At 64.9% G+C, this 22149-nt stretch carries 24 protein-coding genes and 1 riboswitch; of the genes, 12 read left to right on the top strand and 12 right to left on the bottom strand.

Annotated features, from left to right (window positions below; translation table 11 throughout):
- Positions 1-99 precede the first annotated feature (99 nt).
- Positions 100-177: riboswitch (SAM riboswitch) on the bottom strand.
- 136 nt (positions 178-313) lie between these two features.
- Positions 314-1423 (top strand): histidinol-phosphate transaminase, encoded by a 1110-nt coding sequence (gene hisC / locus ACIU1A_RS24585; RefSeq protein ID WP_404925486.1) that lies wholly within the window; start codon positions 314-316, stop codon positions 1421-1423.
- A 6-nt stretch (positions 1424-1429) separates the two neighbouring features.
- Positions 1430-2365, top strand: coding sequence for a prephenate/arogenate dehydrogenase family protein (locus ACIU1A_RS24580; RefSeq protein WP_404925485.1), 936 nt, complete (start codon positions 1430-1432; stop codon positions 2363-2365).
- On the opposite strand, the gene ACIU1A_RS24575 is transcribed toward ACIU1A_RS24580, so the two are convergent.
- Positions 2362-3291: a sugar kinase gene (locus ACIU1A_RS24575; RefSeq protein WP_404925484.1), complete on the bottom strand. Its 930-nt coding sequence runs from the start codon at positions 3289-3291 to the stop codon at positions 2362-2364. The two genes, ACIU1A_RS24580 and ACIU1A_RS24575, sit on opposite strands and share 4 nt — an antisense overlap.
- A 9-nt stretch (positions 3292-3300) precedes the next feature.
- A complete protein-coding gene (locus tag ACIU1A_RS24570) occupies positions 3301-4299 on the bottom strand; it encodes a DUF2125 domain-containing protein (RefSeq protein WP_404925483.1) in 999 nt (332 codons plus the stop codon).
- Between the two features lie 137 nt (positions 4300-4436).
- Between ACIU1A_RS24570 and ACIU1A_RS24565 the strand changes: the two genes are divergently transcribed.
- The 3 genes from ACIU1A_RS24565 to ACIU1A_RS24555 all read left to right on the top strand — a co-directional run bounded on the left by ACIU1A_RS24565 (position 4437) and on the right by ACIU1A_RS24555 (position 6738).
- Positions 4437-4958, top strand: coding sequence for a gamma-glutamylcyclotransferase (locus ACIU1A_RS24565; RefSeq protein ID WP_404925482.1), 522 nt, complete (start codon positions 4437-4439; stop codon positions 4956-4958).
- Positions 4959-5076: 118 nt separating this feature from the next.
- Positions 5077-6024 carry an aldo/keto reductase gene (locus ACIU1A_RS24560; RefSeq protein ID WP_140558105.1) on the top strand — a complete coding sequence of 316 codons (948 nt, stop codon included), beginning with the start codon at positions 5077-5079 and terminating at the stop codon, positions 6022-6024.
- A gap of 141 nt (positions 6025-6165) precedes the next feature.
- Positions 6166-6738, top strand: coding sequence for a LysE family translocator (locus ACIU1A_RS24555; protein WP_404925481.1), 573 nt, complete (start codon positions 6166-6168; stop codon positions 6736-6738).
- A 40-nt stretch (positions 6739-6778) separates the two neighbouring features.
- Here ACIU1A_RS24555 and ACIU1A_RS24550 read toward each other — a convergent pair whose 3' ends face one another.
- Together ACIU1A_RS24550 and ACIU1A_RS24545 are read right to left on the bottom strand one after the other, a co-directional pair.
- Complete coding sequence (locus ACIU1A_RS24550; protein ID WP_140633304.1) at positions 6779-7567, bottom strand: 1-acyl-sn-glycerol-3-phosphate acyltransferase; 789 nt, start codon at positions 7565-7567, stop codon at positions 6779-6781.
- Between the two features lie 122 nt (positions 7568-7689).
- Positions 7690-8592, bottom strand: coding sequence for a LysR family transcriptional regulator (locus ACIU1A_RS24545; RefSeq protein WP_404925480.1), 903 nt, complete (start codon positions 8590-8592; stop codon positions 7690-7692).
- A gap of 113 nt (positions 8593-8705) precedes the next feature.
- On the opposite strand from ACIU1A_RS24545, the gene ACIU1A_RS24540 reads away from it, so the two are divergent.
- A complete protein-coding gene (locus ACIU1A_RS24540) occupies positions 8706-9176 on the top strand; it encodes a DUF1348 family protein (protein ID WP_140565877.1) in 471 nt (156 codons plus the stop codon).
- 25 nt (positions 9177-9201) lie between these two features.
- Positions 9202-9834, top strand: coding sequence for a pyridoxamine 5'-phosphate oxidase family protein (locus tag ACIU1A_RS24535; protein ID WP_404925479.1), 633 nt, complete (start codon positions 9202-9204; stop codon positions 9832-9834).
- A gap of 9 nt (positions 9835-9843) precedes the next feature.
- Here the strand turns inward: ACIU1A_RS24535 and ACIU1A_RS24530 are convergent, their stop codons facing one another.
- From ACIU1A_RS24530 to ftsE, 3 genes are all read right to left on the bottom strand, one after another.
- Positions 9844-10557: a YdcF family protein gene (locus tag ACIU1A_RS24530; protein WP_140500788.1), complete on the bottom strand. Its 714-nt coding sequence runs from the start codon at positions 10555-10557 to the stop codon at positions 9844-9846.
- 99 nt (positions 10558-10656) lie between these two features.
- Entirely contained in the window at positions 10657-11643 is a 987-nt protein-coding gene (locus tag ACIU1A_RS24525) for an ABC transporter permease (protein WP_140500789.1), read from the bottom strand.
- Positions 11636-12295, bottom strand: a complete 660-nt coding sequence (gene ftsE, locus ACIU1A_RS24520; protein WP_027023302.1) for a cell division ATP-binding protein FtsE — start codon at positions 12293-12295, stop codon at positions 11636-11638. Before ftsE ends, ACIU1A_RS24525 begins: the two co-directional genes overlap by 8 nt.
- A gap of 301 nt (positions 12296-12596) precedes the next feature.
- Here ftsE and ACIU1A_RS24515 point away from each other — a divergent pair, with 301 nt between their 5' ends.
- The 3 genes from ACIU1A_RS24515 (at position 12597) to ACIU1A_RS24505 (ending at position 14351) form a co-directional block, all read left to right on the top strand.
- A complete protein-coding gene (locus ACIU1A_RS24515) occupies positions 12597-13238 on the top strand; it encodes a hypothetical protein (protein WP_404925478.1) in 642 nt (213 codons plus the stop codon).
- Between the two features lie 89 nt (positions 13239-13327).
- Entirely contained in the window at positions 13328-13870 is a 543-nt protein-coding gene (hpt, locus tag ACIU1A_RS24510; protein ID WP_404925477.1) for a hypoxanthine phosphoribosyltransferase, read from the top strand.
- 109 nt (positions 13871-13979) lie between these two features.
- Positions 13980-14351 carry a response regulator gene (locus tag ACIU1A_RS24505; protein WP_404925476.1) on the top strand — a complete coding sequence of 124 codons (372 nt, stop codon included), beginning with the start codon at positions 13980-13982 and terminating at the stop codon, positions 14349-14351.
- Here the strand turns inward: ACIU1A_RS24505 and ACIU1A_RS24500 are convergent, their stop codons facing one another.
- On the bottom strand, positions 14352-15293 hold the full coding sequence (locus ACIU1A_RS24500) for a DMT family transporter (RefSeq protein ID WP_181168586.1): 942 nt from the start codon (positions 15291-15293) through the stop codon (positions 14352-14354).
- A 222-nt stretch (positions 15294-15515) separates the two neighbouring features.
- Here ACIU1A_RS24500 and ACIU1A_RS24495 point away from each other — a divergent pair, with 222 nt between their 5' ends.
- Positions 15516-16397 carry a LysR family transcriptional regulator gene (locus ACIU1A_RS24495; protein ID WP_140558119.1) on the top strand — a complete coding sequence of 294 codons (882 nt, stop codon included), beginning with the start codon at positions 15516-15518 and terminating at the stop codon, positions 16395-16397.
- On the opposite strand, the gene ACIU1A_RS24490 is transcribed toward ACIU1A_RS24495, so the two are convergent.
- The 3 genes from ACIU1A_RS24490 to ACIU1A_RS24480 form a co-directional block, all read right to left on the bottom strand.
- Positions 16376-16747: a glyoxalase superfamily protein gene (locus ACIU1A_RS24490; protein WP_404925475.1), complete on the bottom strand. Its 372-nt coding sequence runs from the start codon at positions 16745-16747 to the stop codon at positions 16376-16378. The two genes, ACIU1A_RS24495 and ACIU1A_RS24490, sit on opposite strands and share 22 nt — an antisense overlap.
- A 41-nt stretch (positions 16748-16788) precedes the next feature.
- Entirely contained in the window at positions 16789-19380 is a 2592-nt protein-coding gene (locus ACIU1A_RS24485) for a TIGR02302 family protein (protein ID WP_404925474.1), read from the bottom strand.
- Positions 19381-19497: 117 nt separating this feature from the next.
- Positions 19498-20439: a threonine/serine dehydratase gene (locus ACIU1A_RS24480; RefSeq protein ID WP_404925473.1), complete on the bottom strand. Its 942-nt coding sequence runs from the start codon at positions 20437-20439 to the stop codon at positions 19498-19500.
- Positions 20440-20489: 50 nt separating this feature from the next.
- Between ACIU1A_RS24480 and ACIU1A_RS24475 the strand changes: the two genes are divergently transcribed.
- Complete coding sequence (locus ACIU1A_RS24475) at positions 20490-20792, top strand: helix-turn-helix transcriptional regulator (RefSeq protein WP_140513877.1); 303 nt, start codon at positions 20490-20492, stop codon at positions 20790-20792.
- Positions 20793-20814: 22 nt separating this feature from the next.
- Here the strand turns inward: ACIU1A_RS24475 and lysA are convergent, their stop codons facing one another.
- Positions 20815-22083: a diaminopimelate decarboxylase gene (lysA, locus tag ACIU1A_RS24470; protein WP_140513876.1), complete on the bottom strand. Its 1269-nt coding sequence runs from the start codon at positions 22081-22083 to the stop codon at positions 20815-20817.
- Positions 22084-22149: the final 66 nt, after the last annotated feature.

The following is a 22149-nucleotide window of genomic DNA, read 5'->3' as shown; positions in this document are numbered from 1 at the left end:
TGCCTTTTACGGAAATCGCTACCGATGTCAGCGCGGCCGATGCGTTCGTCCGGCCGGGCGCGGACAATAAAAAACCGGCAATGCCTTCGCAAAGCCGGTTACGTCGCGCAAACGGCCCTTTAGCGAATTGTTTAACGTGGCTGCAAGCCGACCGGCCAAATCACCACGGAACTGTCGCTGCCCTTCTAGAACTCACCTGCCTCGCCGTCAATGCCGCCTGCTGGCACCACTGCCACCTCTCGACATTGCCGGCCATGGCTTGTATTTCCGCAGCGGCTTCCAGGATGGAGGCGTTCTCGACGGATTTTGCGATATGAGCCAGACCTCGGACAAGGCACGTCCAACCCCGCGCGCGGGCATCATGGACATCCAGGCCTATGTGCCGGGCAAGAGCTCGGCCCCCGCCGGTGTGGACAAGGTCCACAAGCTGTCGTCGAACGAGAACCCGCTCGGCCCCTCGCCGAAGGCAATCGAGGCCGCGCGCGAAGTCGCCGCCAAGCTCGACGTCTATCCCGACGGCACCGCCCGGCGCCTGCGCGAAGCAATCGCCGAGGTGCATGGTCTGAACGCACAGAACATCATCTGTTCCAACGGCTCCGACGAGATCCTCGGCCTGCTGGCGCAGACTTATCTCGCGCCCGGCGACGAGGCCATATTCACCGAACACGCCTTCATGGTCTACAAGATCTACATCCAGTCGGCGGGTGCGACGCCTGTCGCGGTCAAGGAGACCCAGGAGCGCGCCGACATCGATGCGATCCTGGCGGCTGTCACGCCACGTACGAAGATCGTGTTCCTCGCCAATCCCAACAATCCAACCGGCACTTACGTGCCGTTCCAGGAGGTGCGCCGCCTGCATGCCGGCCTGCCGAAGAACGTGCTTCTGGTGCTCGATGCCGCCTATGCCGAATATGTCAGGCGCAACGACTATGAGGCCGGCATCGAGCTCGCGGGCAGCTCTCAGAACGTGGTCATGACCCGCACCTTCTCCAAGATCGGACTTGGCGGGGCGCGGATCGGATGGATGTATGGGCCGATGCACATCGTCGACGCGATCAACCGCATACGCGGTCCCTTCAACGTCAATGCGACCGCGATCGAGGCCGGCATCGCCGCCGTCCGCGACCGCGCCCATATCGAGCGTAGCGTCGCGCATAACGAGACCTGGCTGGCCTGGCTGAGCGAACAGATGACCGGGCTCGGGTTGCGGGTGACGCCGAGCGTCGGCAATTTCCTCCTCATTCATTTTCCCGACGACGGCAAGCATTCGGCCGCGGCGGCGGACGATTATCTCACCCAGCGCGGCTACATACTGCGGCGTGTTTCGGGCTATGGCTTTCCCAACGCACTGCGCATGACGGTCGGCACCGAGGAGGCCAATCGCGGCGTTGTCGCGGCACTCACGACATTCCTGAAAAGCTAGAACGCCATGGCATCACCGATGTTCGAAAAGATCGCGCTGGTCGGCATCGGCCTGATCGGCTCGTCGCTGGCCCGCGTCATCCGCCGCGAGGGCCTGGCCGGCCATGTCGCCATCTCGACGCGCAGCGCCGCGACGCTGGCGCGGGCGCAAGAGCTTGGGCTGGGCTCCTCCTACACCATAGATGCCAAGGAAGCGGTCCGCGATGCCGACCTGGTCATCGTCTCGGTGCCGGTCGGCTCGTCCGGCGCGGTGGCGCAAGAGATCGCGCCGGCGCTGAAGAGGGGCGCCATCGTCACCGATGTCGGCTCGACCAAGGCTTCCGTGATCGCGCAGATGCAGCCGCATATACCCGGTGGGGTGCATTTCATTCCCGGCCATCCGCTGGCCGGCACGGAGAAATCAGGCCCCGATGCCGGTTTCGCCGACCTCTTCGACAACCGCTGGTGCATTTTCACCCCGCTGCCGGGCACGGATCCGGACGCGCTGGAAAGGCTTTCCGAATTCTGGCGCCGTTGTGGCGCCAACATCGACACGATGGATCCACAGCATCACGACATGACGCTGGCCATCGTCTCGCATTTGCCGCACATCATCGCCTACAACATCGTCGGCACCGCCGATGACCTGGAATCGGTGACCAAGACGGAAGTCATCAAATATTCCGCTTCCGGTTTCCGCGACTTCACGCGTCTCGCCGCCTCCGATCCGACCATGTGGCGGGATGTGTGCCTGCACAACAAGGACGCGATCCTGGAAATGCTGGCGCGGTTCTCGGAGGACCTGGCTTTTCTGCAGCGGGCGATCCGCTGGGGCGACGGCGACAAGCTGTTCGACCTGTTCACCCGCACCCGCGCCGTGCGCCGCTCGATCATCGAGGCCGGCCAGGACATCGACGTGCCGGATTTCGGCCGCCAGGCGGTCGAGCATCCGGCGAAAAACTAGGCTCCTTCAGGCCAGGTCGCCGCCATCATCGCCAGTGTCTCGGCCCGGCCCGGCGCGCCCAGCCTGCCGCCGAAGCGCTGACATTTGAGCGCCGCGGCCGCGCTGGCAAAGCGCAGCGCCTGCTCGATCGGCATGGCTTGCGCCAATCCAGCTGCGAATGCGCCATGAAAGACGTCGCCGGCTGCCAGCGTATCCACCACCTTGACCTTTGGCGCAGCGACGTGACGTACGCAACCGGCCTGCCTGTCGTACCACCAGGTTCCGGCGCCGCCGGCGGTTACCGCGACGAAAGCGTCGGTGCACGAGGCAAGGTCGGCGCATGCGGCCTGCGGGTCCAGCGCCTGGCCGCAGACGATGCGCGCCGCCGGTTCGGAGGCGACGATGTGCGAGGCGAGCGGCAACAGCCGCTCCAGCACTGCCAATGGCGTGGTGTCGGCATCGAGGATCCCAGGGCGGCCGGCAGCGCGCGCGGCGCTGAGCGCCAGCGCTGCCGCACCCGGCCAGCGCACATCGGCCAGCACGGCATCGAAAGCGGTGAGATCGGCGACCGGCAAGCCGTCGGGATCGGCCTGGGCACGCTGATCGTAGAAAGGCACGATGATGCGCTCGCCATGGCCGTCGACGAGGATGGCGGCCAGCGCCGAGGACGCTCCGGCGACGCGACGGACGAGGCTGCAATCAACGCCCTCCGCCTCGATGCCCGATATCAGCTGGTCGCCGACCTGATCATCGCCGGCGCTCGCCCAAAGCCACACTTCGGCGCCCAGCCGGCGTGCGGCGCAGGCGGCACTCGTGGCCATGCCGGAAGCGATCTGGACGCCATCGGCGGCCATGAACTTGCCCTGATGGATGGGAAGCGCTTCGACGCGAAGAATGGTGTCGAGCGTCAGCGCGCCGACGCTCAGGAGTTTTGCCGGTCTGTCCATTGGGGATGCTTAGTCGACCGGCTTGATCTTGCCCAGCGGGATAAAGCCGAGCGAGGCCTTGCCCTTGACCACGTTGAGCGGCATCGACGGTTCGTTGCCGAGCAGCGCCAGGGCGGCAAAGCCTTGTTCGATCTGGTTCTTCTGTTCGGGTATGGCGGCCCCGAGAATGGCGGCCACGGCTTTCGGGTCTTTCAGTCTGATCATCAGATCGGCATCGACCAGGCCCTCGGCGTCGACCGCCAGCGGCCCGGAAACGGTGACGTGCGCCGTGCCCGACGACAAATCGAGCCTGCGGATCTCGACGGCCTGGCCGCGCAGGCTTTTCAGTTGCGTGCCGATCAGGGCCAGGCCGTTCTTCAGCGTCGCCTCGCCACTGGCGTCGAGCGGCGGCAGGACGCGGCCCCCGATCGCATCGGGGTCGATCTCCAGATCGCCGAAGCTGCCGATATAGTCGATATCCCTGCCGTTCGGCTGCAGCTGGCCCGCCGCCTTGCCGGCGCTGAACAGTTGCACCGGATCGGTGTCGTCGGCCGGATCGGTCTGGCCGGACAGGCCCTCGGCCGTGAGCGAAATGCGTCGCGGCAGCGGCCATGAGAGCTTGACGTTGGCCTTAAGATCATCCCAGTCGATCCACAGCGGCACCATGCCCGGAACCGAGGTCCTGAGCGGACCGCGCAGGTCCGCGACCGGCGACAGCGGCTGGATGATCTGGGCGACGGCGTTGAAGGAGCCGGCAGAGGCGGCAAGGTTCTTGGCGTCGTCCTCATAAGCAAGATTGTCGCAGGAGACGGCGAAGCTCAGGGGATAACCGCTGACCTGGAGATTGGCGCAGCCGGCCTCGATGCCACTCTTGTTGAGCGTGGCGATCGCCTTGTCGGCTTCGCTCCGGACCCTGTCGGCGAGATAGAACCAGCCGCCGCTGTACATGGCGAACAGCGCGATGACAAACGCTGCAAGCCAGAACAGGCGGCGGCGATGCTTCGGCTGGCGTTCGTCAGTGGACGTCATGCTGCGGTTCTCGTTCACGCATGGGGGCTGTGGGCGGGCTGTCGATTCTGGCAACGACAATAGGTAGACAGAGATGGACGGAAAAAACACCGATTCCGGTGTGGTGTTGCCATTCTTACGCAATCAGGCACGGCGATATGGGCGATTTTTGGGTGTTTGGCTATGGTTCGTTGATATGGCGGCCGGGGTTCGCGCATATCGAGACAAGGCGGGCGCGCCTGCATGGCTATCGTCGCGCGCTGTGCGTCTATTCCTTCGTGCATCGCGGCACGCGGGAACGTCCGGGGCTGGTGCTCGGCCTTGACCGCGGGGGTTCCTGCGTCGGGCTGGCTTTCCGGGTGCCGGGCGAGTTGCGGGACGAGGTCATCGCCTATCTGCGTGAGCGCGAGCTGGTCACCAATGTCTATCTCGAGCGCATGCTCAATGTCCGCCTTGACGGCGGCGGCACGGTCGAGGCCGTGGCCTATATCGTCGACCGCAATCATGAGCAGTATGCCGGTGCGCTCGATGCGGCCCACGCCGCTGATGTGGTGCGCGGCGCTGTCGGCCAATCCGGCAACAATGAGGACTATGTGTCGAGCACGCTGGACCATCTCCGGGCGCTCGGCATCCGCGATCACTGGTTGGAAGACGTGGCCAGGCGGATCGCGCCTTTGTGAAGCGCTGGCTTGCGGAAAAATCCGGCGAGGTCTTTGACCTCGATGCGGCGAGACCTAGGTTAGGCTCCGACTCTCAACGGGCGATAGCCGCCCAATCCCACCAACACGGAGATCAGCCTTGCAGAAACGCCGTCTCGGTCGCACCGACCTTTCCATCGCGCCGCTGGTTCTGGGCGGCAATGTCTTCGGCTGGACCGCCGACGAGAAGACGTCGTTCGACCTGCTCGACCGCTTCGTCGGCGCCGGCCTGAACGCGGTCGACACAGCGGACGCCTATTCGCGCTGGGTGCCCGGCCACGAGGGCGGTGAATCGGAAACCATCATCGGCAAATGGATGAAGGACCGCGGCAACCGCGACAAGGTCGTGGTGATCACCAAAGTGGGCTCAGACATGGGGCAGGGCCACAAGGACCTGTCCGCCGCTTACATCGAAAAGGCCGTCGATGCATCGCTGAAGCGGCTTCAGACCGAGTTCATCGATCTTTATCTGTCGCACTGGCCGGATCCAACCACGCCCTATGAGGAAACCCTCGGCGCCTATGAAAAGCTCCTCGCCAAGGGCAAGATCCGTTATGCCGGCTGCTCGAATCTCGACGCCGGCCAGTTGCGCGCCGCGCTCGACGTGGCAAGCCTGCGCAGCCTGCCGCGCTATGAAGTGCTGCAGCCGGAATACAATCTCTACGACCGCTCGTCGTTCGATGGCCCGCTGCGCGATCTCTGCATGGCGGAGGACATCGGCGTGATCACCTATTTCAGCCTGGCCAAGGGTTTCTTGAGCGGCAAATACCGCAGCGAGGCCGATCTCGGTCAAAGCCCGCGCGGCGGCGGCGTGAAAGATTACCTCAATGCGCGCGGTATGCGCATCCTCGCGGCACTCGACGCGGTGTCCGCCAGGCATTCGGCCAAACAGGCGGAAGTGGCGCTTGCCTGGGTCATTGCCCGGCCCGGCGTCACCGCGCCTATCGCCAGCGCCACCAAGCCTGAACAGATGGACAGCCTGATCAAGGCGGTGTCGCTGGAGCTGAGCGCCGACGACATGGCCGAGCTCGACAAGGCGAGCGGCTGAGCCGTCAGCAGCGCGCACGATCGTCCAAGACGGTCGCCCCGACCTTGCCATACCGTCATTGACGCTTGGCAAGACAGGAGGCGCGGATGGCAGGCCCGCTTTTTTTCGCAGCCGGATCTGTGGCGTCAGCTCGTTGCGCTGATGCTTGCCGCCACGGCCGTCATGGGCAGCCCGGGACCGGCGACGATAAGCGTCACCGCCGTCGGCGCGGCGTTCGGCCTGCGCCGTTCCCTGAGCTACGCCTTGGGAGTCATCCTGGGCACGATCGCCGTGCTTCTGCTCGTGACAAGCGGGGTGAGCGCCATGCTTGTCGCGATGCCGCGGCTCGCGCCGCTGCTTGTCGCGGCGTCGGCTGCCTATATCCTCTATCTCGCGTTCAAGATTGCCAGCGCGCCGCCCCTGGCGGCGGATGCCGGCGAGGCCGCGCGACCGACATTCACCGGCGGGTTCCTGCTGGCGGTGGCCAACCCGAAGGCTTATGTGGCCATCGCCGCGGTGTTCGCCGGCGCGTCCGCGGATTCGGGCGCCGGCGCCATCGGCACCGGGCCGAAGCTGACCGCTCTCGCATTCATGATCGTCGCCATCCATGCCGTGTGGCTGCTTGCGGGCGCTGCTTTCGCGCGCTTTCTTCGCAGGCCGGTGGCTTCGCGCATCATCAATCTGGTCTTTGCCGCGACGCTGGTGCTGACGACCGCACTGGCTGTGTTCGCTTGAACGTTGCGCGAGCCGCCATCGGCGCGCCGAAGGCCGCACTTCAGGCTTTGGCGCCGAGTTCCCGCAGCCGCTTGACCGCCGTCGGCGGCAAGGCGGGCGGATTGGGTGCACGGGACGCGTCGATGAGGAACTGGTCGCAGGCGGTTTCGGTTTCGCCGATCAGCCGCCGCATGAATTCCTCCTTGTCCAGGCCCGGCGGGATCGGCGGCAGGAAGCGCGCCTTGATGGTGCCGGGATAGCGCAGGAACTTGCGGCGCGGCCAATAGAGGCCGGCAACATGGGCGACCGGCACCACGGGAATGCCGAGCTGCGCATAGATTTCGACGATGCCGTATTTGTAGGCGGGTTCGTCGCCGGGCGCGCGGCGGGTGCCTTCGGGATAGATGATGAGCTGCCGCGGGTTGCGCGCGATTTCTTCCTTGGTCGCCGCAACCACCGCCTTCAGCGCCTTGGAGCGGCTGCCGCGGTCGACCGGGATCATGCGCATTTTCAGGATGTACCAGCCGAAGAACGGAATCCAGGTCAGCTCGCGCTTCAGAATGTAGAGTGGATCCTGGAGATAGGGGAAGAAGGCGATCGCGTCCCAGAAGGACTGGTGCTTGGGCGCCAGGATGAAGGAACCTTCGGGCAGATTTTCCACCCCGGTGATGTCGCTCTTGGTCCCGGCGATCTTGTCGTAGAGCCACATCGAGGTGCGCGACCAGAACTTCGGCACGAACCAGGCGCGATGGCGCGGCGACAGGAAATAATAGGGAGTCCAGAGGATCATCTGGACGATCAGATTGACGTAGAAGACGAAGTTGAACGCCAGCGATCGGACTTGGAGCATTGGGGGAGGCCCGGTAAGGAGGTGTGCGTTGGTTACACCAAGCGGGCGCAAAAAGGAAATGGCCGAAGATGCCCCCGAACGGCGCCGAAAGACATTTCGGCTTCGCCCACGGCCCAGCCGCGCTACATCAGCCGCGCCAGCCTTTCTTTCAGGCGCGGGGCGGCGAAGTCAAGAAATGCGCGCAGCTTGACCGGCAGCAAGCCGTGGCCTGCGTGCACCAGGCTTACCGGCCAGGGTTCCGGTTCGAACTCCCGCAGCAGCACGCGCAGCGCGCCTGACCGCACCGCCGCGTCGACCTGGTAGGACAGCACCCTCGTCAGCCCGACGCCGGCGAGCGCGGCATCGATCGCAGCTTCGGCGGTGTTGACCTGAAGCCGCGAGCGGACCCGAATCGGCATCTCGGCCTTCCCGACGGTGAAGCTCCATGTCGAGAGCGCGCCCGGCCCTTCGAAGGTAATGCAGCTGTGGGACCCGAGGTCCGCAAGCGCCGTCGGGGCGCCGCGTTCGGCCAGATAGCCGGGGCTCGCGCAAACGACACGGCGGATCGTACCGATCCGCATGGCGACAAAACTGGAGTCGGGAAGCCGGCCGATGCGGATGGCGAGGTCGAAATGGTCCTCGACCAACCGGGTTATGCGGTCGGCCAGCGTCAGGCGGATGTCTACGTCGGGATAGGCGGCGAGGAAGCCGGTCACGACCGGCAGCACATGCAGGCGGCCGAAGACGACCGGCGCGGTGATGGCCAGTTCGCCCGTCGGGGCGCTGTATTCGCCGGCCGCCATGCGCTCGGCCTCGCCGACCTCGCCCAAGATGCGGCGGCAGGCGGCAAGATAGGCCTGGCCCGCATCGGTCAGCGTCAGCCGGCGCGTCGAGCGGTTCAGAAGGCGGGTCTTGAGATGCCGTTCCAGGTCGGAAACCTTGCGGCTGACCGTCGCCAGCGGAATGCGAAAACGGCGCGCGGCGGCAGACAGGCTGCCGGCCTCCGCCGCGGCGACAAAAAGCGACATGGCTTCGAGCCGGTCCATCGATTCTTCCGGAAATTGGAAGGATAGATTACAAATATGGCATCTACATCTGTCTGATGGAAGCCTCCATATTGGCCGTGACGCAGACGACCCGGGTCAAGAAAGGAATTGTCATGTCGCAAGAGCGTCCGCCGCTGCCGCCATTCACCGCGGAAACCGCCGCGCAGAAGGCGCGCATGGCCGAGGATGCCTGGAACTCGCGCGATCCAGCCCGTGTCGCGCTTGCCTATACGGTAGACAGCCGCTGGCGCAATCGCGCCGAGTTCCTGCAAGGCCGCGATGCCATCCAGGCTTTCCTGACGCGCAAATGGAGCCGGGAACTCGACTACCGGCTGATCAAGGAGGTCTGGGCTTTCCATGGCAACCGTATCGCGGTGCGTTTCGCCTATGAGTGGCATGACGACAGCGGCTCGTGGTTCCGCAGCTATGGCAATGAGAACTGGGAATTCGACGAATATGGGCTGATGCGGCTGCGCATCGCCAGCATCAACGACCTGCCGATCGGCGCTGCCGACCGTAAATATCACTGGCCGCTCGGCCGACGGCCGGACGACCATCCGTCGCTGTCTGAACTCGGGCTTTAACCTCTCCGGGTAAGAAAGGCTACCGATGGACGCGCATGCTTTTACCAGCGACGTCGCTTTCACGCCGACCGTCAAGGCGATCCAGGCCCGCAAGGGCTCTCGCCAGGCCTATTCCCGGGCCGAGGAACGCGGTGGCTGGCAGTCGGTGATTACATCGGACCTTGCGGCCTTCATCGAGATGCAGACCAGCGTCTTCCTGTCGACGGCCAATGGTGTTGGCCAGCCCTATATCCAGCATCGCGGCGGGCCAGCCGGCTTCCTCAAGGTGCTCGATGAAAAGACGATCGGCTTCGCCGATTTCGCCGGCAACAGACAGTTCATCACCCAGGGCAATCTCGCCGACAATCCGCAGGCCTTCCTGTTCCTCATCGACTATGCCCATCGCCGGCGCGTCAAGATCTGGGGCAGCGCGCGCGTGGTGGAAGGCGACGCCGAGCTGATGGCGAGGCTGATGCCGCGCGATTATGCGGCACGGCCCGAACAGGTCATTCTGTTCACCGTGGCGACCTGGGATGCGAATTGTCCGCAGCACATTCCGCAGCGCTTCGAGGCCGCTGACGTGGCGGCGGCGCTGGCCGAACGCGACAGGCGGATCGAACGGCTCGAACAGGAAGTCGCTCGCCTGCGGCAGGCGCCGGGATCCGTCATCACCAAATGACGAGCAGGTTCAGCTGCCGGCGGCGATCTCGGCCAACGCGATGCCGTCCGGCGTCGGCTTCACCGGAACGATGCCGCGCGCCAATGCCAGCAGATATTTATTGTATTCGGTGAACAGCACGCGCAATGCCCGCGGCTTGGTCAGCCAGCCGCCATTGTCGAGATTGCTGTTGACCACCGGATAGGGTTCGAGCTTGGCCTTGTGCAGCAGCCGGCCCATTTCCAGCAGGCTGCGCGGCATGTGGTAATTGTTGGTGACGAGGATCACCGTGCCATAGGCATGGCTCTCGACCCATTTGGCGCTTTCCTCGGCATTGCCGATCGTGTCGAGCGCGGCGCGGTCGATGTCGACGCAGCAGGAAAACAGCCTGATGTCACCGCCGGTCGCGGCCTGAAGCTGACGCCGGCTGGCGGAGGGATGCACACCGCTGATCAAAAGCCGCGCGCCCTTGCCGGACGCCAGCAGTTCCATCGCCGCATCGAGGCGCGATTGGCCGCCGGTCAACACGATGATCGCGTCGGCCTTGGCCGGGTTGGCAGGGGTGGTCAGATGGCTGACGGTGTTGGCGAACCAGCCGAAGCCGCCGGCAAACAGGGCGACCAGGGCAAGCAGGGCGAAAGAAGAAACGCGCAGCACGGCCGAAACCCGGCCGCGTCCATGCGGACGCGCCGCCAACGCCGGCATCGGTCCAACGGTACTGGTCGAGTCCCGCACCTCCATCATGGCATGGTTAATCCCGAAATGCGGCCTTTGGTAGGTAAAAATCGCAATTTGCGTTACGGCGGTTCTTCATGCGTGATCGATCCTGGTCATTCGACGTCGTCATGCTTCAGGCTGGCGGACGTCGATGTCGCTGAGATAGGCGACGACGGTGGCGTGCGAGGTTGCAGCCGTCAGCGCGCCGATGACCAGCACCATCAGCACGACACCGAGATAGCCGGCCGAGCCGATGGCGAAATTGCCGAATAGCGCGGTCGCCTGGTCGGCCTGCGGGGTCGCCATGTTGCGCGAGGACCACCAGGAAAAGACGATGAAGACGGCGACCGCGGCGGCTCCGCCGGCGGCCGCGCCCTTCATGCCGGTGATCAGGAAATGGCGACGGAACTCGCGGGCGATGAAACGCGCTTCGGCGCCGACGAAATGCAGCACCTCGATTATGTGGCCGTTGCCGGCCATGGCGCCGCGCGTGGCGAACACCACGGTCAGCACCGTCGCCGAGAGCATCAGCGCCAGCACCGCGATACCGATGGTCACCGTGGTGCGGGCCATGGCCACCAGCCGGTCCACCCAGGTGCGGTGATCGTCAAGCGATGCGCTCGGCAGCTTCGGCGTGATCGCGGCGCGCATGGCGGCGAAATCGGGCGGGTTGCTCTCGTCGATGGTGACGATGATCAGCCGCGGCACCGGCAGTTCGTCGATGTTGAGGCCCGAACCCAGCCACGGCTCCAGCAATCTGGCGGTGGCGTCGCGGTCGATGATCCTGGTCGCCTTCACGCCGGGGAATTCGCCGGCGATCTGCGAGGCCTGGGCAAGGGCTGCCTCCATGTCGAGGCCGTCGACCGGCTTGATCTGAATCGTCGCCTCGCGCGAGATCTGGTTTTCCCAGACCGAGGCGGTGTCGCGCACCAGGGTAACCGCGCCGAAGGTCAGGCAGGACAGGAAGGTCATGATGGCGATGACCAGCACCAGGGCGCGGCCGGCGATGTTCTGCGCCGGCACGATGGGCGCCATCTTGCGCTGGACGCGCGGCCTTGGCGCGGCCGCTTCGTCGGCCTGTGCGTCGAGGTGTTCGGCGGAAAGCTCAGTCATAGATATCAAGCCTCCCGCCGGCCAGGATCATGCGGCGCGCATCGACCTGCTCCATCAGGCCGAGATCGTGGGTCGCGATCACCACGGCGGTGCCCAGGCGGTTGAGTTCGATGAAGAGCCTGAGCAGGCGTCGCGCCAGCGGCGGATCGACATTGCCGGTCGGCTCGTCGGCCAGCAGGATCTCCGGCTGCTCGATCAGGGCGCGCGCGATCGCGGCCCGCTGCTTCTCGCCGCCCGACAGGACCGGCGGCAGCACATGCATGCGTTCGCCGAGCCCGACCCATTTCAACAGCTCGGTGACGTCGGTGCGGTAGCTCGCTTCCTCGCGCCCGCGCACGCGCAAGGGCAACGCGACATTCTCATAGGTGGTCATGTGGTCGAGCAGGCGGAAATCCTGGAACACCACGCCGATGCGGCGCCTGAGATGCGGCAGTTCGGCGCGCGAAATGCGCGAGCGGTCCTTGCCGAAGATGGTGATCAGCCCACGCGTCGGCTTCAGCGACATGAAGAGAAGCCGCAGCAACGTCGTCTTGCCGGCGCCCGAAGGCCCGCTCAGGAACTGGAACGAGCGCTCCGGTATGTGCAGGGAAATGTCGCGGAGGATTTCCGGACCCATGCCATAGCGGAGGCCGACATTTTCGAAGCGAATCACTTTCGGCGACCTGAAATTCCTAGAGCGTGATGCCGAAAAGTGTGAGGCGGTTTTCGGGCGACATCATGCTCTATCACTCTAATTCGGAGGCGGATTCAGATTTCAGGTCGATTTGACCTGAAATCTGAATCCGTCGGCGGCAAGCCGGCCTGTTCTGGGAAAAGACCATCGGCCGGCATGGTTAACCGGCGGTTAATTGGTGGGCTGTTTCGGCTCGTCACAAGGGCTCCGGTGGGGAAGCGTTAACCATTTGCCTTTACGCAAAAGAAACGAAAAGCGAACGTGCTGCAATGCTGGGGCCATGATGGCTGAGGATCGAACCGCGCGCCCGGTTTCCGGCGAAATCATGACCGATCCGCCGGCAAATGCCGCGCCGGAGCGTATCCTGCGCGCTGGCGCGGCGGATATCGTCGATGCCGACTATGTGGTGGTGCCGCGGGCCGCGCCCCGTGCCGAAGCCATTTCACCGCGGCGCGTGATGTCCATGCCATCCCTCGAAGGCATGGACATGCTGCGCAAGCCCGAGCCGCCGCCAGTGCGGCCGCCGGCGCCGCGCGGCGGTCCGATCTTCTGGATCGCCGGTGTCGGCGCCGCCTTTGCCGCCTTCTGGGTTTCCGGCGGGCACGCACTGGTGCGCCAGGCGGCGCCCCTCGCGGGCGGACCGGGCTCGGCGTTGAGCATTTCAGGGGTGACGTCACGCGTGGACGCGTCCGGGGCGAACCCCGTGCTGTTCGTCGACGGCGAGGCCGCCAATGACGGTGCAAGTCCGGCGACGCTGCCGCCGCTCGAGATCCGCGTCACCGGCAATGATGGGCGCACAACGCGCTATACTTTGGGGACATCCAGCCGCTCATTGGCGCCAAGTGAAAGATTCGGCTTTGCCAGCCGGCTCGACGTCCCTAGAAACGGCGTAAGGACGGTGTCGGTCACCTTCGCGGAATAGCATGTGCGACAGGTGAGGCCGGCCCGCAAACGGCTGATGTCAGCGCTTCCGGTGCGCGAAGGCCTTTGAAAATCTTGAAGGGATGAAGAATGCCAGTTGTGCGCGGCAAGGACATCGAGGTCCTGTTTTCGGCGTCGGCCATCGCCCGACGCAATCTCGAACTCGCCAAGGAGATCGCCGGGCACGACTATCACGATCTTCTGGTGATCTCGGTGCTGAAGGGCTCGTTCATCTTCGCCGCAGACCTTATCCGCGCCATGCATGATGTCGGCCTGTCGCCGGAGGTCGAGTTCATCTTCATCTCCAGCTACGGCGCTGGCACCACAAGCGGCAAGGTGAGGGTGCTGCGCGACATCGACAACGAGGTCGCCGGCCGCGACGTGCTCCTGATCGACGACATTCTGGAATCGGGCAAGACGCTGAGCTTCACCCGCGACCTGATGCTGTCACGCGGCGCCAGAAGCTGCGCCATCGCGGTGCTGCTCGACAAGCGCATGCGCCGCCAGACCACCCTCAATGCCGATTATGTCGGATTCGACTGCCCCGACTATTTCGTCGTCGGCTACGGCATGGATGTCGCGCACGCCTTTCGCGAACTGCCGTTCGTCGGCGTCGTCAAAGGCGATGCGTGAGGCAGCGGCAAATACTGAAAAAGGCCTTAACGGCTTCAAGAAAATAACCCATGCCAGAGCGCCGGGCCCTTCAGAAAAAGTCAACGTTTGCTCGCCAAACATGCCGGCCATGGCAAAGCTTCTGATCGTTGAGGACGATGAGTCCGTCCGCACCCTCGCAGCCCGGGCGCTCGAACGCGCCGGACACGCAATCGACATCGCCGCCGACGGCGCGCAAGGACTGGCGCTGATACGCGCCGCGAAGGGCGCCTATGATCTCGTCGTCTCCGACATCCGCATGCCCGAGATGGACGGCATCGAGATGGCGATTGCAGCTTCGGCATTTTTCCCGTCGATGAAGATCCTGCTGATGACCGGCTATGCCGATCAGCGCGAGCGCGCCGAGGAGTTGAACGGCATCATCCTCGACGTCGTGCAGAAGCCGTTCACGCTGGCCGAAATCCGTTCACGCGTCGAACGGGCGCTGAGCGTTTTCGCCTGATCAGGCGGGATCGGCAGCGACGAGTACCGGGAGCTTGCGCCGTCCGGTGTTGAGCGCAAGCAGGCCGGCGCCGATGATAAGGGCAGCGCCGATCACGGTCGTCGACCGCGGCACTTCGGCGAAGAACAGAAAACCCCACAGCGGCGACCACAGGATGCCTGTGTATTCGAAGGTGGCGACGCGGTTGGCCGGCGCCATCCGGTAGGCCTGCGACAGCAAGATCATGCCGGCGGAGGCGACGAAGCCGCAGGCGGCCATCTTGAGGAAATCCGGCAGCGTCGGCCACAGCCAGGGCCGCACCAGGAATTCCAGGCTGGGATGGGCGGCATGATTGATGCCGGCAAGCCAGAACAGGCTTGCGACCAGTGCGGCGCCGGCGAGATAGGCACCGTTCTGGTAGAAAGCCATCACGGTCGAGGATTCGGTGTCGCCGATCTTACGCGCCATCAGTTGCGAGAAGCCGTAGAGCACCGCGGAGCCCAGCGACAGCAGCGCCGCCCAGTCGAACAGTCCCGCACCCGGGCGCAGCATCACGACGACGCCAAGCAGCCCGATCAACACGGTCGCCAGCGTCTGCCAGGAGACCCGTTCGCCAAGATAGGGCCCGGCCAGCACCATGATGCAGAGCGGGGCCATGAAATAGAGCGCCACGGCATCGGCCAGGGGCAAGGCGGCGATGGCGAGGTAGTACATGGTGTAGGAGGTGAACTGAATGAAAGCGCGCATGGTCAGCACGCCGAACCGCCGCGACAGGATCGCACGCAGCCCGACATCGGCATGGACGAGCACGATCAGGATCGGCAGGGCGACGACCGCGCGGATGGCCATCACCTCGGTCACGGGGTAGCCGCCCGACACCGCCTTGACCAGCGGGTCCTGCAACGAGAAGACCAACACGCCCAGGCACAGGCTCAGCATGCCGAGCACCATCCGATTGCGCATAAGGATCCCAAGCTCCCGTACCAGGACGCAAGCAAGCTTGCAGCAAGCTAAAAAGAACCCGCCACCGTTTCGGGCAGCGGGCATGAGTGAGGACTCTTGATTGGTCCGTGGCCGAATCCTCAGCCACATATCCAATGGATGAAGCAACTATCATCCCGTGTTTGACATGTTGCAAACGAATTGGAATGATACCAGCAATCAAAATTCCTTATGGCGGACGAGATGCGGCCCACCCTCGACAGCGATCTCCTGCGCACCTTCGTGGCCATTGTCGAAGCGGGCAATTTCACCAAGGCGGCCGAGCAGGCCGGTCGCACCCAGTCAGCCGTTTCGATGCAGATGAAGAAGCTCGAAAGCGTCATCGGCGATAGCCTGTTCGAGCGCGGGTCGCGCGGCGTGGCGCTGACGCGGCGCGGCGGCGAGCTGATCGTCAATGCCCGCCGCATCGTCTCTTTGCTCGACGAGACGGCAGCGTCGATGGCGGCGGCGCCGCTCGGCGGGCCGGTGCGGATCGGCATTCCGGAGGAATATGGCCATGCCATCCTGTCGCGCGCGCTCGGCGCATTCTCGAAGCGTCACACCAAGGTCGAGGTCACCGTGCGCTATGCCCATTCGGGGGCGCAGATAGCGGCGCTTGCCGCCGGCGAACTCGATCTTTGCGTGGTGTTCGAATGGCAGGATCCTTCAGGCGGCGAAGTGCTGATGAACGATCCGACGGTGTGGGTGACATCGATCCTGCATAACATGCATGAGGAGCGTCCGGTGCCGATCGCGCTCTATAACCGGGCCGGCTGGTGCAAGGATTTCGCCATCAAATCGCTCGAGCAGCGCGGGCTCGGCTATCGTGTCGCCTACACCAGCGACACGACCGGCGGCCTGAAGCTTGCCGTCACCTCGGGACTGGCGATCGCACCGATTTCGCGCAGCAACATTCCGGACGGCTGCCGCGAGTTGACGTCCGCCGACGGTTTCGGCGACATCGATTCCTCGAATGTGGTGATGCATCGCAACCCGAATGCGTCGGGCGAGGCGATCGACGGCATGCAAGAGGCGATCCGCGAGGCGTTCGTCAACAGGCAGACTCAGCCGGCCGCATCCTCGTAGAAATGCAGCCGGTTGCCGAACGGATCGGCAACCGACACCTCGCGGGTCTTCCACGGCGTCTCTTCCAGGCCCGGCCTGGCGAAACGGTATGCTTTGCCGATCAGTTCGCGATGCAGGGCGGCGATGTCCTCGACCTTGATGCGCATGGCGATGCCGGGCGCGCCGTCGCCATGGTGTTCGCTCAGATGCAGGATGCAGCCGTCACGGCCGACCGCCATGTAAAGCGGCGCGTTGTCGTCGAAGCGGTGCTCCCACAGCACCTGGAAGCCGAGGAAGCCGACGTAAAACTTGTGGGCCTTGGCAATGTCGAAGATGCGCAGGATGGGCGTCACCGTGCCGAGTTTGGGCACGATGTTGCAGCCGCTCCCAGCGGATGCCGCGGCGGCGATTCCTATTTCAGTTCCAGCAGCCGTTCCAGATAGCTGCGCTCGATATCGGGGCTGAGCGCATTGCCGAGCCGCTTGCGGATCGCTTCCAGGATCTGGCGGGCGCGCTGCACGTCGATCTCGTCCGGCACCTTCACCGAATCGCCGAAATCGGGACCCTGGCTGGCACGCGGCCGGCCGAGCGGATCGCGATCGGCGTTCTGCTGGCGACCGCCTTCCTGGCTGCCGCCTTCGTCGCCCTGCATGGCCTGCATCTGCTTCATCATGTCCTTGGCGCCCTTGCGCAGCGCCTCCAACGCGCGGCCCTGGTGGCCAACGGCCTGATCACCTTCACCATCACCCAGGGCCTGCTCGGCATTGCCCATGGATTTGCCGGCCTCGCCAAATCCTTCATTGGGCTCCATGCCCATCCCCTCGAGCCCCTTCTTCAACTGTTCGAGGTCGTTCTTCAGCTGGCCCTGGCCTTCCTGCAACTGCTTCAGCGCATCGGCGAATTCCTGCGGCGTCATCGGCTTTTGCCCGGCGAGCGGATCGCGGTTCTCGCCTGCGCCCGGCCTGTTCTGATCTTCGCCGCCTTCGCCGAGCTGTTCATCGCGGTTCTGGCCGCGCTGGCGCTCGCCGCGCTGCATCTGGTCCATGCGGAAGGTGTCGTTCATCATCTCCTGCTGGCGCCGCAGGATGTCGCCGAGCTTGTCCATCTGCTGGCGCATCTGGCTGTCCTGCTGGCCACCCTGCTGCTGGCGGCCTGCCTGGAGGTTGTTCATCATGTCCTGCAGCTGCGACAGCAATTGCTGCGCCTTGTCGCGATCGCCGGACTTCGCCAGGTTCTCGATCTGGTCCATCATGCGATCGATGTCGCTCTGGCGCAGTTCCTGGCCGTTCTGCTGCATCTGCGGGGCGTTGGGATTCTGCTTGGCGCGCTCGGCGAATTCCTGCAGGAACTGGTTCATCGCCTCGCGCAGTTCCTTCATCGCCTTTTCGATCTCCGCGTCGCTGGCGCCGTTCTTGATAGCGTCCTGCAAAGCCTGCTGCGCCTGGCGCAGCCGCTTCTCGGCAGCCGAGAGATTGCCCTCCTCGATGCCGAGTGCGATTTCCCAGAGATAGGAGACCTCGTTGCGCAACTGGTCGTCGCTGTCGGCCATCTTCAACCGGCTGCGCGCGCTCATGATTGCGAGGTAGTGGGACATGTTGTCGAACGTGTCCTCGGGCCGCAGCGTGATCGCATCCATCAGGTCGAGCACGCGCGGCTTGGCGTTGGCGTCGAGCGCCAGCAGGCGGCGCTGCTCGATAACGGCACGCGCCAGCGGATTGGAGAACGGCCGCTCCGGCATCACCAACGTCTTGGTTTCGCTGCTCGCCGTATGCCCGGCATCGTCGGTGGCGACCAGCGTCAGCTTGATCTCGGCGCCAGCCCAGACGTGTTCGGTCAGGTCCTTCGAGGTCCTGGCGGCATTCGCCTTGCCGCCGCGGCGCGGCAGCGTCAGCGGCATGTCAGGCGGACCGTAGAGCGGACGCGCATCGGGAGCCTGCGGATCGGCGAGCGCGAACACGGCCTTGGCGTTGGCGGCGCCATAATCGTCGTCGATCTGGTAATTGAGCTCGAAAGCGCCGTTGACAGCGCGCTTCGGCTCGCCGACGAAACGGATCTGCGGCGGCTTGTCCGGGATCACCGAGAAGGCCCAACGGCCGAGTTGGTCCTCGCCCGACTTCAGCGTCAGCGTGCCATCGCTCGTCAGCTTGCCGATGAACTGGCGCACTTTGGATTGCGCTGCCGGGCTTGCCGCCGGCTTGGCCGCGGCCGCCTGCGGGTCGGCGGGATCGATGGCGCGGGCATTGCCATCCTTGTCGGCATAGGCAAGCGTCTCCTCGCCCGAGCCGCCGGTGACGCGCAGCGAAACATCACTGCCTTCGGGAACGTGGAAAGCCGGCGCCGCCTGGTTGGCGTCTGCCGTAAGGAAGATCGGCGGCTTGCCGGTATAAGCGGGCGGCGTCACCCATGCATCGATCCGCGGCGGCACGGCGTCATGCGCGTCCTGGGCGCTGAACGCGTCGGCTATCCGGCCACCAGTCGGTCCGAAGGAAAAAGCGAAGGCGGTGACGAGCAGAAGCGCTGCCACGGCACGCAATCCCCAGGGATCGCGTTCCGGCACGCGCGTGCGCGGCACGTCGGCGCCGAGGCTGTCGAGCCTGTCGGCCATGCGCTTCTGGTGCTCGCGCCACAGCGCCTGCGAGAAGCTGCTTTCGCGGCCGCTCGGCCGGTCCGTCTGGGTCTGGACGGGGTGGTGCAGCAAGTGATTGGCCGCCTCGATGCGGCGGTCGATCTCGGCGCCGCCCGGCATGTGGAAAAAGCGTAGCGGATAGAGCGCGGCCAGTGTCGCGACGCCGAAGGCGGCGACCAACCCGATGCGCGCCGCATCGGGCAGGCGCGGGAAAAGCCCTAGCCAGGAAATGCTGAGAAACAGGCTGGCGACGACGAGAAGCGGCAGCAGGAGCGGCCAGCCCCGTTCGACCATCATCGAGACCCGCGTCGCCAGCCGGCTGAGCGCCAGGCGCCCGGCAAGACCGCGATCGCTGCTGAAGATCGGTCGTTCCGTCATCGGCCCTTCCACGGGAGCGGGCGGGATGGCCCGAACCTCACGACTCGAAGAATACCCAGCAAACGCGGCGAAGGCGAGGCAGTTCCTGAAAACGTGAAGGAGAGAAAGGCGCGGCGATCAGAATTTCGCCGGATTTGCGTTCGCGCCGCAGACCAGGACGGCGACCCGTTCGCCGGGTGCCGGCGCATAGCGGCCGGACAGGATGGCGCCGAAAGCCGCGGCGCCACCGGGTTCCGAGATGATCCGCACCCGGTCCCACAGCGCCTTCTGGGCGACGACGATCTCGTCGTCGCTGACCAGGATGGAGCGTTCCACGAAGGCCTCGGCGATCGGGAACATCATCTCGCCGACGCGTTTGGGCGCCAGGGAATCGGCGGCGATGCCCTCGGCCGGCGCATCGACCGGATGGCCGGCCTCGAGGGCGCGATAGAGTGTCGGCGCGCCCTCCGGTTCGACGGCGACGATGCGGATACGGCCGGCGAACCAGGCGGCGATGCCGCCGATCAGGCCGCCGCCGCCGACGGCGACCAGCAAAGTGTCGATCTGAGGCAGGTCGTTCTCGATTTCCAGCCCGAGCGTGCCTTGCCCGATAAGCGTTTCCTCCTGGTTGAAAGCGTGGATCTGCAAGGCGCCGGTTTGCTCGGCGAAACGTTCGCTGGCGGCCAGCGCCTCGGCATAGCGGGCGCCGCCGACGACCAGCTCGGCGCCGTAGCTGCGAATGCGCTCCAGCTTGGCCGGCGGGCTCACCTCCGGAACGAAGATGGTCGCCCTGTGGCCGAGACGCATGGCGGCATACGCCACCGCCGCTCCATGATTGCCGCCCGAGGCGGCGACGACACCGGCCCCGGGGACCTGCCGCTCGAGAAGATTGGTGAACGCGCCGCGCGCCTTGAACGAACCGGAATGCTGCAGGCATTCGAGTTTGAGATCGACCGCCAGCGGCGGCCGGTCGAAGTCGGCCATGTCGACGCGCAGCACCGGCGTGTGGCGCACATAGCGACGGATGCGCGGTTCCATCATCGCGATGCGTTCGCGCGTTATGGTGTTGCCGTTGGTCATGGCCATCTCCTTGGGATTGACAGCAATTAGTAACTTGGCAAAATGGCTAAATGCAAGAGGTTGATGTGTTCAAGGCGATCGCCAACGAACGAAGGCTGCGGATCCTCGACTGGCTGAAGGATCCGCGCGCGCATTTCCCGGCCCAGGCGGATGGCGATCTGGTCGAGGACGGCGTCTGTGCGCTACTGATCGCCGAAAAGCTCGGCATTACCCAGGCGACGCTCAGCGAGCACATGCGTGTGCTCACCCAGGCAGGGCTGTTACGGGCCAAGCGCATCAAGCAATGGACATTCTATCGCCGCGACGAGGACAGGATCGCTGAGACAAGAGCGCTCATCCAGAACCGGCTATAGCTAGGACCGCCTTCGGCGGCTTCTATGCAAGCCAGTCGGGGATCGAATCCAGCCCGATCAGTTCGTCATAGGTCTGGCGCGGGCGCACGACGTGGAAACGATCGCCGTCGACCAGCACTTCCGGCACCAGTAGGCGGGTGTTGTAGGTGCCCGCCTGTACCGCGCCATAGGCGCCGGCGGTGGCGATGGCGACCAGGTCGCCGGACTTGAGCCTTGGCAGGTCGCGGTCGAGGCCGAGATAGTCGCCGGTCTCGCAGACCGGGCCGACGATATCGACCGTCATGCGCGGCGCGTCGGCGGGCGGCAGCACCACCGGTCTTATGTCGTGGAAAGCGTCGTAGAGCGTCGGCCGGATCAGGTCGTTCATGGCGGCGTCGACGACGAGGAAATTCTTGGCATCGCCTTCTTTGGCGAAGATCACTTGCGAGACGAGGATACCGGCATTGCCAACGATCAGCCGGCCCGGCTCGAACATCACCTTCAAGCCAAGCTTGGTGACGTGCTTGCGGACGATCTGCGCGTAGGCGTCGGGGAGCGGTGGCGGGTTGTTGTCGACGCGGTAGGGAATGCCGAGACCGCCGCCGAGATCGACATGCTCGATGGCATGGCCGTCGGCGCGCAGCGCGCCGACCAGTTCCACCAAAAGCGCGAAGGCATCGTCGAAGGGTTGCAGCTCGGTGATCTGGCTGCCGATATGGGTGTCGATGCCGGTGACCTTGATGCCCGGCAATTCAGCCGCGCGCGCATAGACCTGACGCGCCTTCTGCCATGGGATGCCGAACTTGTTCTCGGCTTTGCCTGTCGAGATCTTCTTGTGCGTCCTGGCGTCGACATCCGGATTGATGCGCAGCGAGACCGGCGCCACCTTGCCCAGGGCAACGGCGCGCGACGAGAGCAGTTCGAGTTCGGGCTCGGATTCGACGTTGAAGCACAGGATGCCGGCTGCCAGCGCAAAGTCCATCTCACGCGCGGTCTTGCCGACGCCGGAGAACAGGATCTTGCTGGCCGGGATGCCGGCTGCCAGCGCGCGCCGCAACTCGCCTTCCGACACCACGTCGGCTCCGGCGCCGAGCCTGGCCAGGGTTTTGAGCACCGCCTGATTGGAATTCGCCTTCATGGCGTAGCAGACCAGTGCATCGAGCCCGGCAAATGCCTGGACGAAGACGTGGTAGTGCCTGGTCAGTGTGGCCGTCGAATAGCAGTAGAATGGCGTGCCGACGGTTGCGGCGATGTCCGATATCGCCACGTCCTCGGCATGAAGCACGCCGTCGCGGTAGTCGAAATGGTTCACGAGAGTGGTTCCGAAAAGTTGGAGCAGGGTAGGAGCGGGTTTAGCACTCTAAACCGCTCTGACCGG

The organism is Mesorhizobium maamorense (assembly GCF_044998965.1).
GTDB lineage: Bacteria > Pseudomonadota > Alphaproteobacteria > Rhizobiales > Rhizobiaceae > Mesorhizobium.
Note: the sequence above shows the minus strand (reverse complement) of the source record. Positions and strands in the feature narration are given on the sequence as shown.

Excerpts from the sequence above, each read along its gene's own strand:
- hpt (WP_404925477.1), top strand. The coding sequence starts at position 13,328 with ATGCCAGTTGTGCGCGGCAAGGACATCGAGGTCCTGTTTTCGGCGTCG.
- ACIU1A_RS24505 (WP_404925476.1), top strand. The coding sequence starts at position 13,980 with ATGGCAAAGCTTCTGATCGTTGAGGACGATGAGTCCGTCCGCACCCTC.
- hisC (WP_404925486.1), top strand. The coding sequence starts at position 314 with ATGAGCCAGACCTCGGACAAGGCACGTCCAACCCCGCGCGCGGGCATC.
- ACIU1A_RS24580 (WP_404925485.1), top strand. The coding sequence starts at position 1,430 with ATGGCATCACCGATGTTCGAAAAGATCGCGCTGGTCGGCATCGGCCTG.
- ACIU1A_RS24545 (WP_404925480.1), bottom strand. The coding sequence starts at position 8,592 with ATGGACCGGCTCGAAGCCATGTCGCTTTTTGTCGCCGCGGCGGAGGCC.
- ACIU1A_RS24485 (WP_404925474.1), bottom strand. The coding sequence starts at position 19,380 with ATGACGGAACGACCGATCTTCAGCAGCGATCGCGGTCTTGCCGGGCGC.
- ACIU1A_RS24570 (WP_404925483.1), bottom strand. The coding sequence starts at position 4,299 with ATGACGTCCACTGACGAACGCCAGCCGAAGCATCGCCGCCGCCTGTTC.
- ACIU1A_RS24565 (WP_404925482.1), top strand. The coding sequence starts at position 4,437 with ATGGGCGATTTTTGGGTGTTTGGCTATGGTTCGTTGATATGGCGGCCG.
- ACIU1A_RS24550 (WP_140633304.1), bottom strand. The coding sequence starts at position 7,567 with ATGCTCCAAGTCCGATCGCTGGCGTTCAACTTCGTCTTCTACGTCAAT.
- ACIU1A_RS24500 (WP_181168586.1), bottom strand. The coding sequence starts at position 15,293 with ATGCGCAATCGGATGGTGCTCGGCATGCTGAGCCTGTGCCTGGGCGTG.
- ACIU1A_RS24540 (WP_140565877.1), top strand. The coding sequence starts at position 8,706 with ATGTCGCAAGAGCGTCCGCCGCTGCCGCCATTCACCGCGGAAACCGCC.
- ACIU1A_RS24475 (WP_140513877.1), top strand. The coding sequence starts at position 20,490 with ATGCAAGAGGTTGATGTGTTCAAGGCGATCGCCAACGAACGAAGGCTG.
- ACIU1A_RS24480 (WP_404925473.1), bottom strand. The coding sequence starts at position 20,439 with ATGACCAACGGCAACACCATAACGCGCGAACGCATCGCGATGATGGAA.
- ACIU1A_RS24495 (WP_140558119.1), top strand. The coding sequence starts at position 15,516 with ATGCGGCCCACCCTCGACAGCGATCTCCTGCGCACCTTCGTGGCCATT.
- ACIU1A_RS24530 (WP_140500788.1), bottom strand. The coding sequence starts at position 10,557 with ATGATGGAGGTGCGGGACTCGACCAGTACCGTTGGACCGATGCCGGCG.
- ACIU1A_RS24515 (WP_404925478.1), top strand. The coding sequence starts at position 12,597 with ATGATGGCTGAGGATCGAACCGCGCGCCCGGTTTCCGGCGAAATCATG.
- ACIU1A_RS24575 (WP_404925484.1), bottom strand. The coding sequence starts at position 3,291 with ATGGACAGACCGGCAAAACTCCTGAGCGTCGGCGCGCTGACGCTCGAC.
- ACIU1A_RS24535 (WP_404925479.1), top strand. The coding sequence starts at position 9,202 with ATGGACGCGCATGCTTTTACCAGCGACGTCGCTTTCACGCCGACCGTC.
- ACIU1A_RS24525 (WP_140500789.1), bottom strand. The coding sequence starts at position 11,643 with ATGACTGAGCTTTCCGCCGAACACCTCGACGCACAGGCCGACGAAGCG.
- ACIU1A_RS24555 (WP_404925481.1), top strand. The coding sequence starts at position 6,166 with ATGCTTGCCGCCACGGCCGTCATGGGCAGCCCGGGACCGGCGACGATA.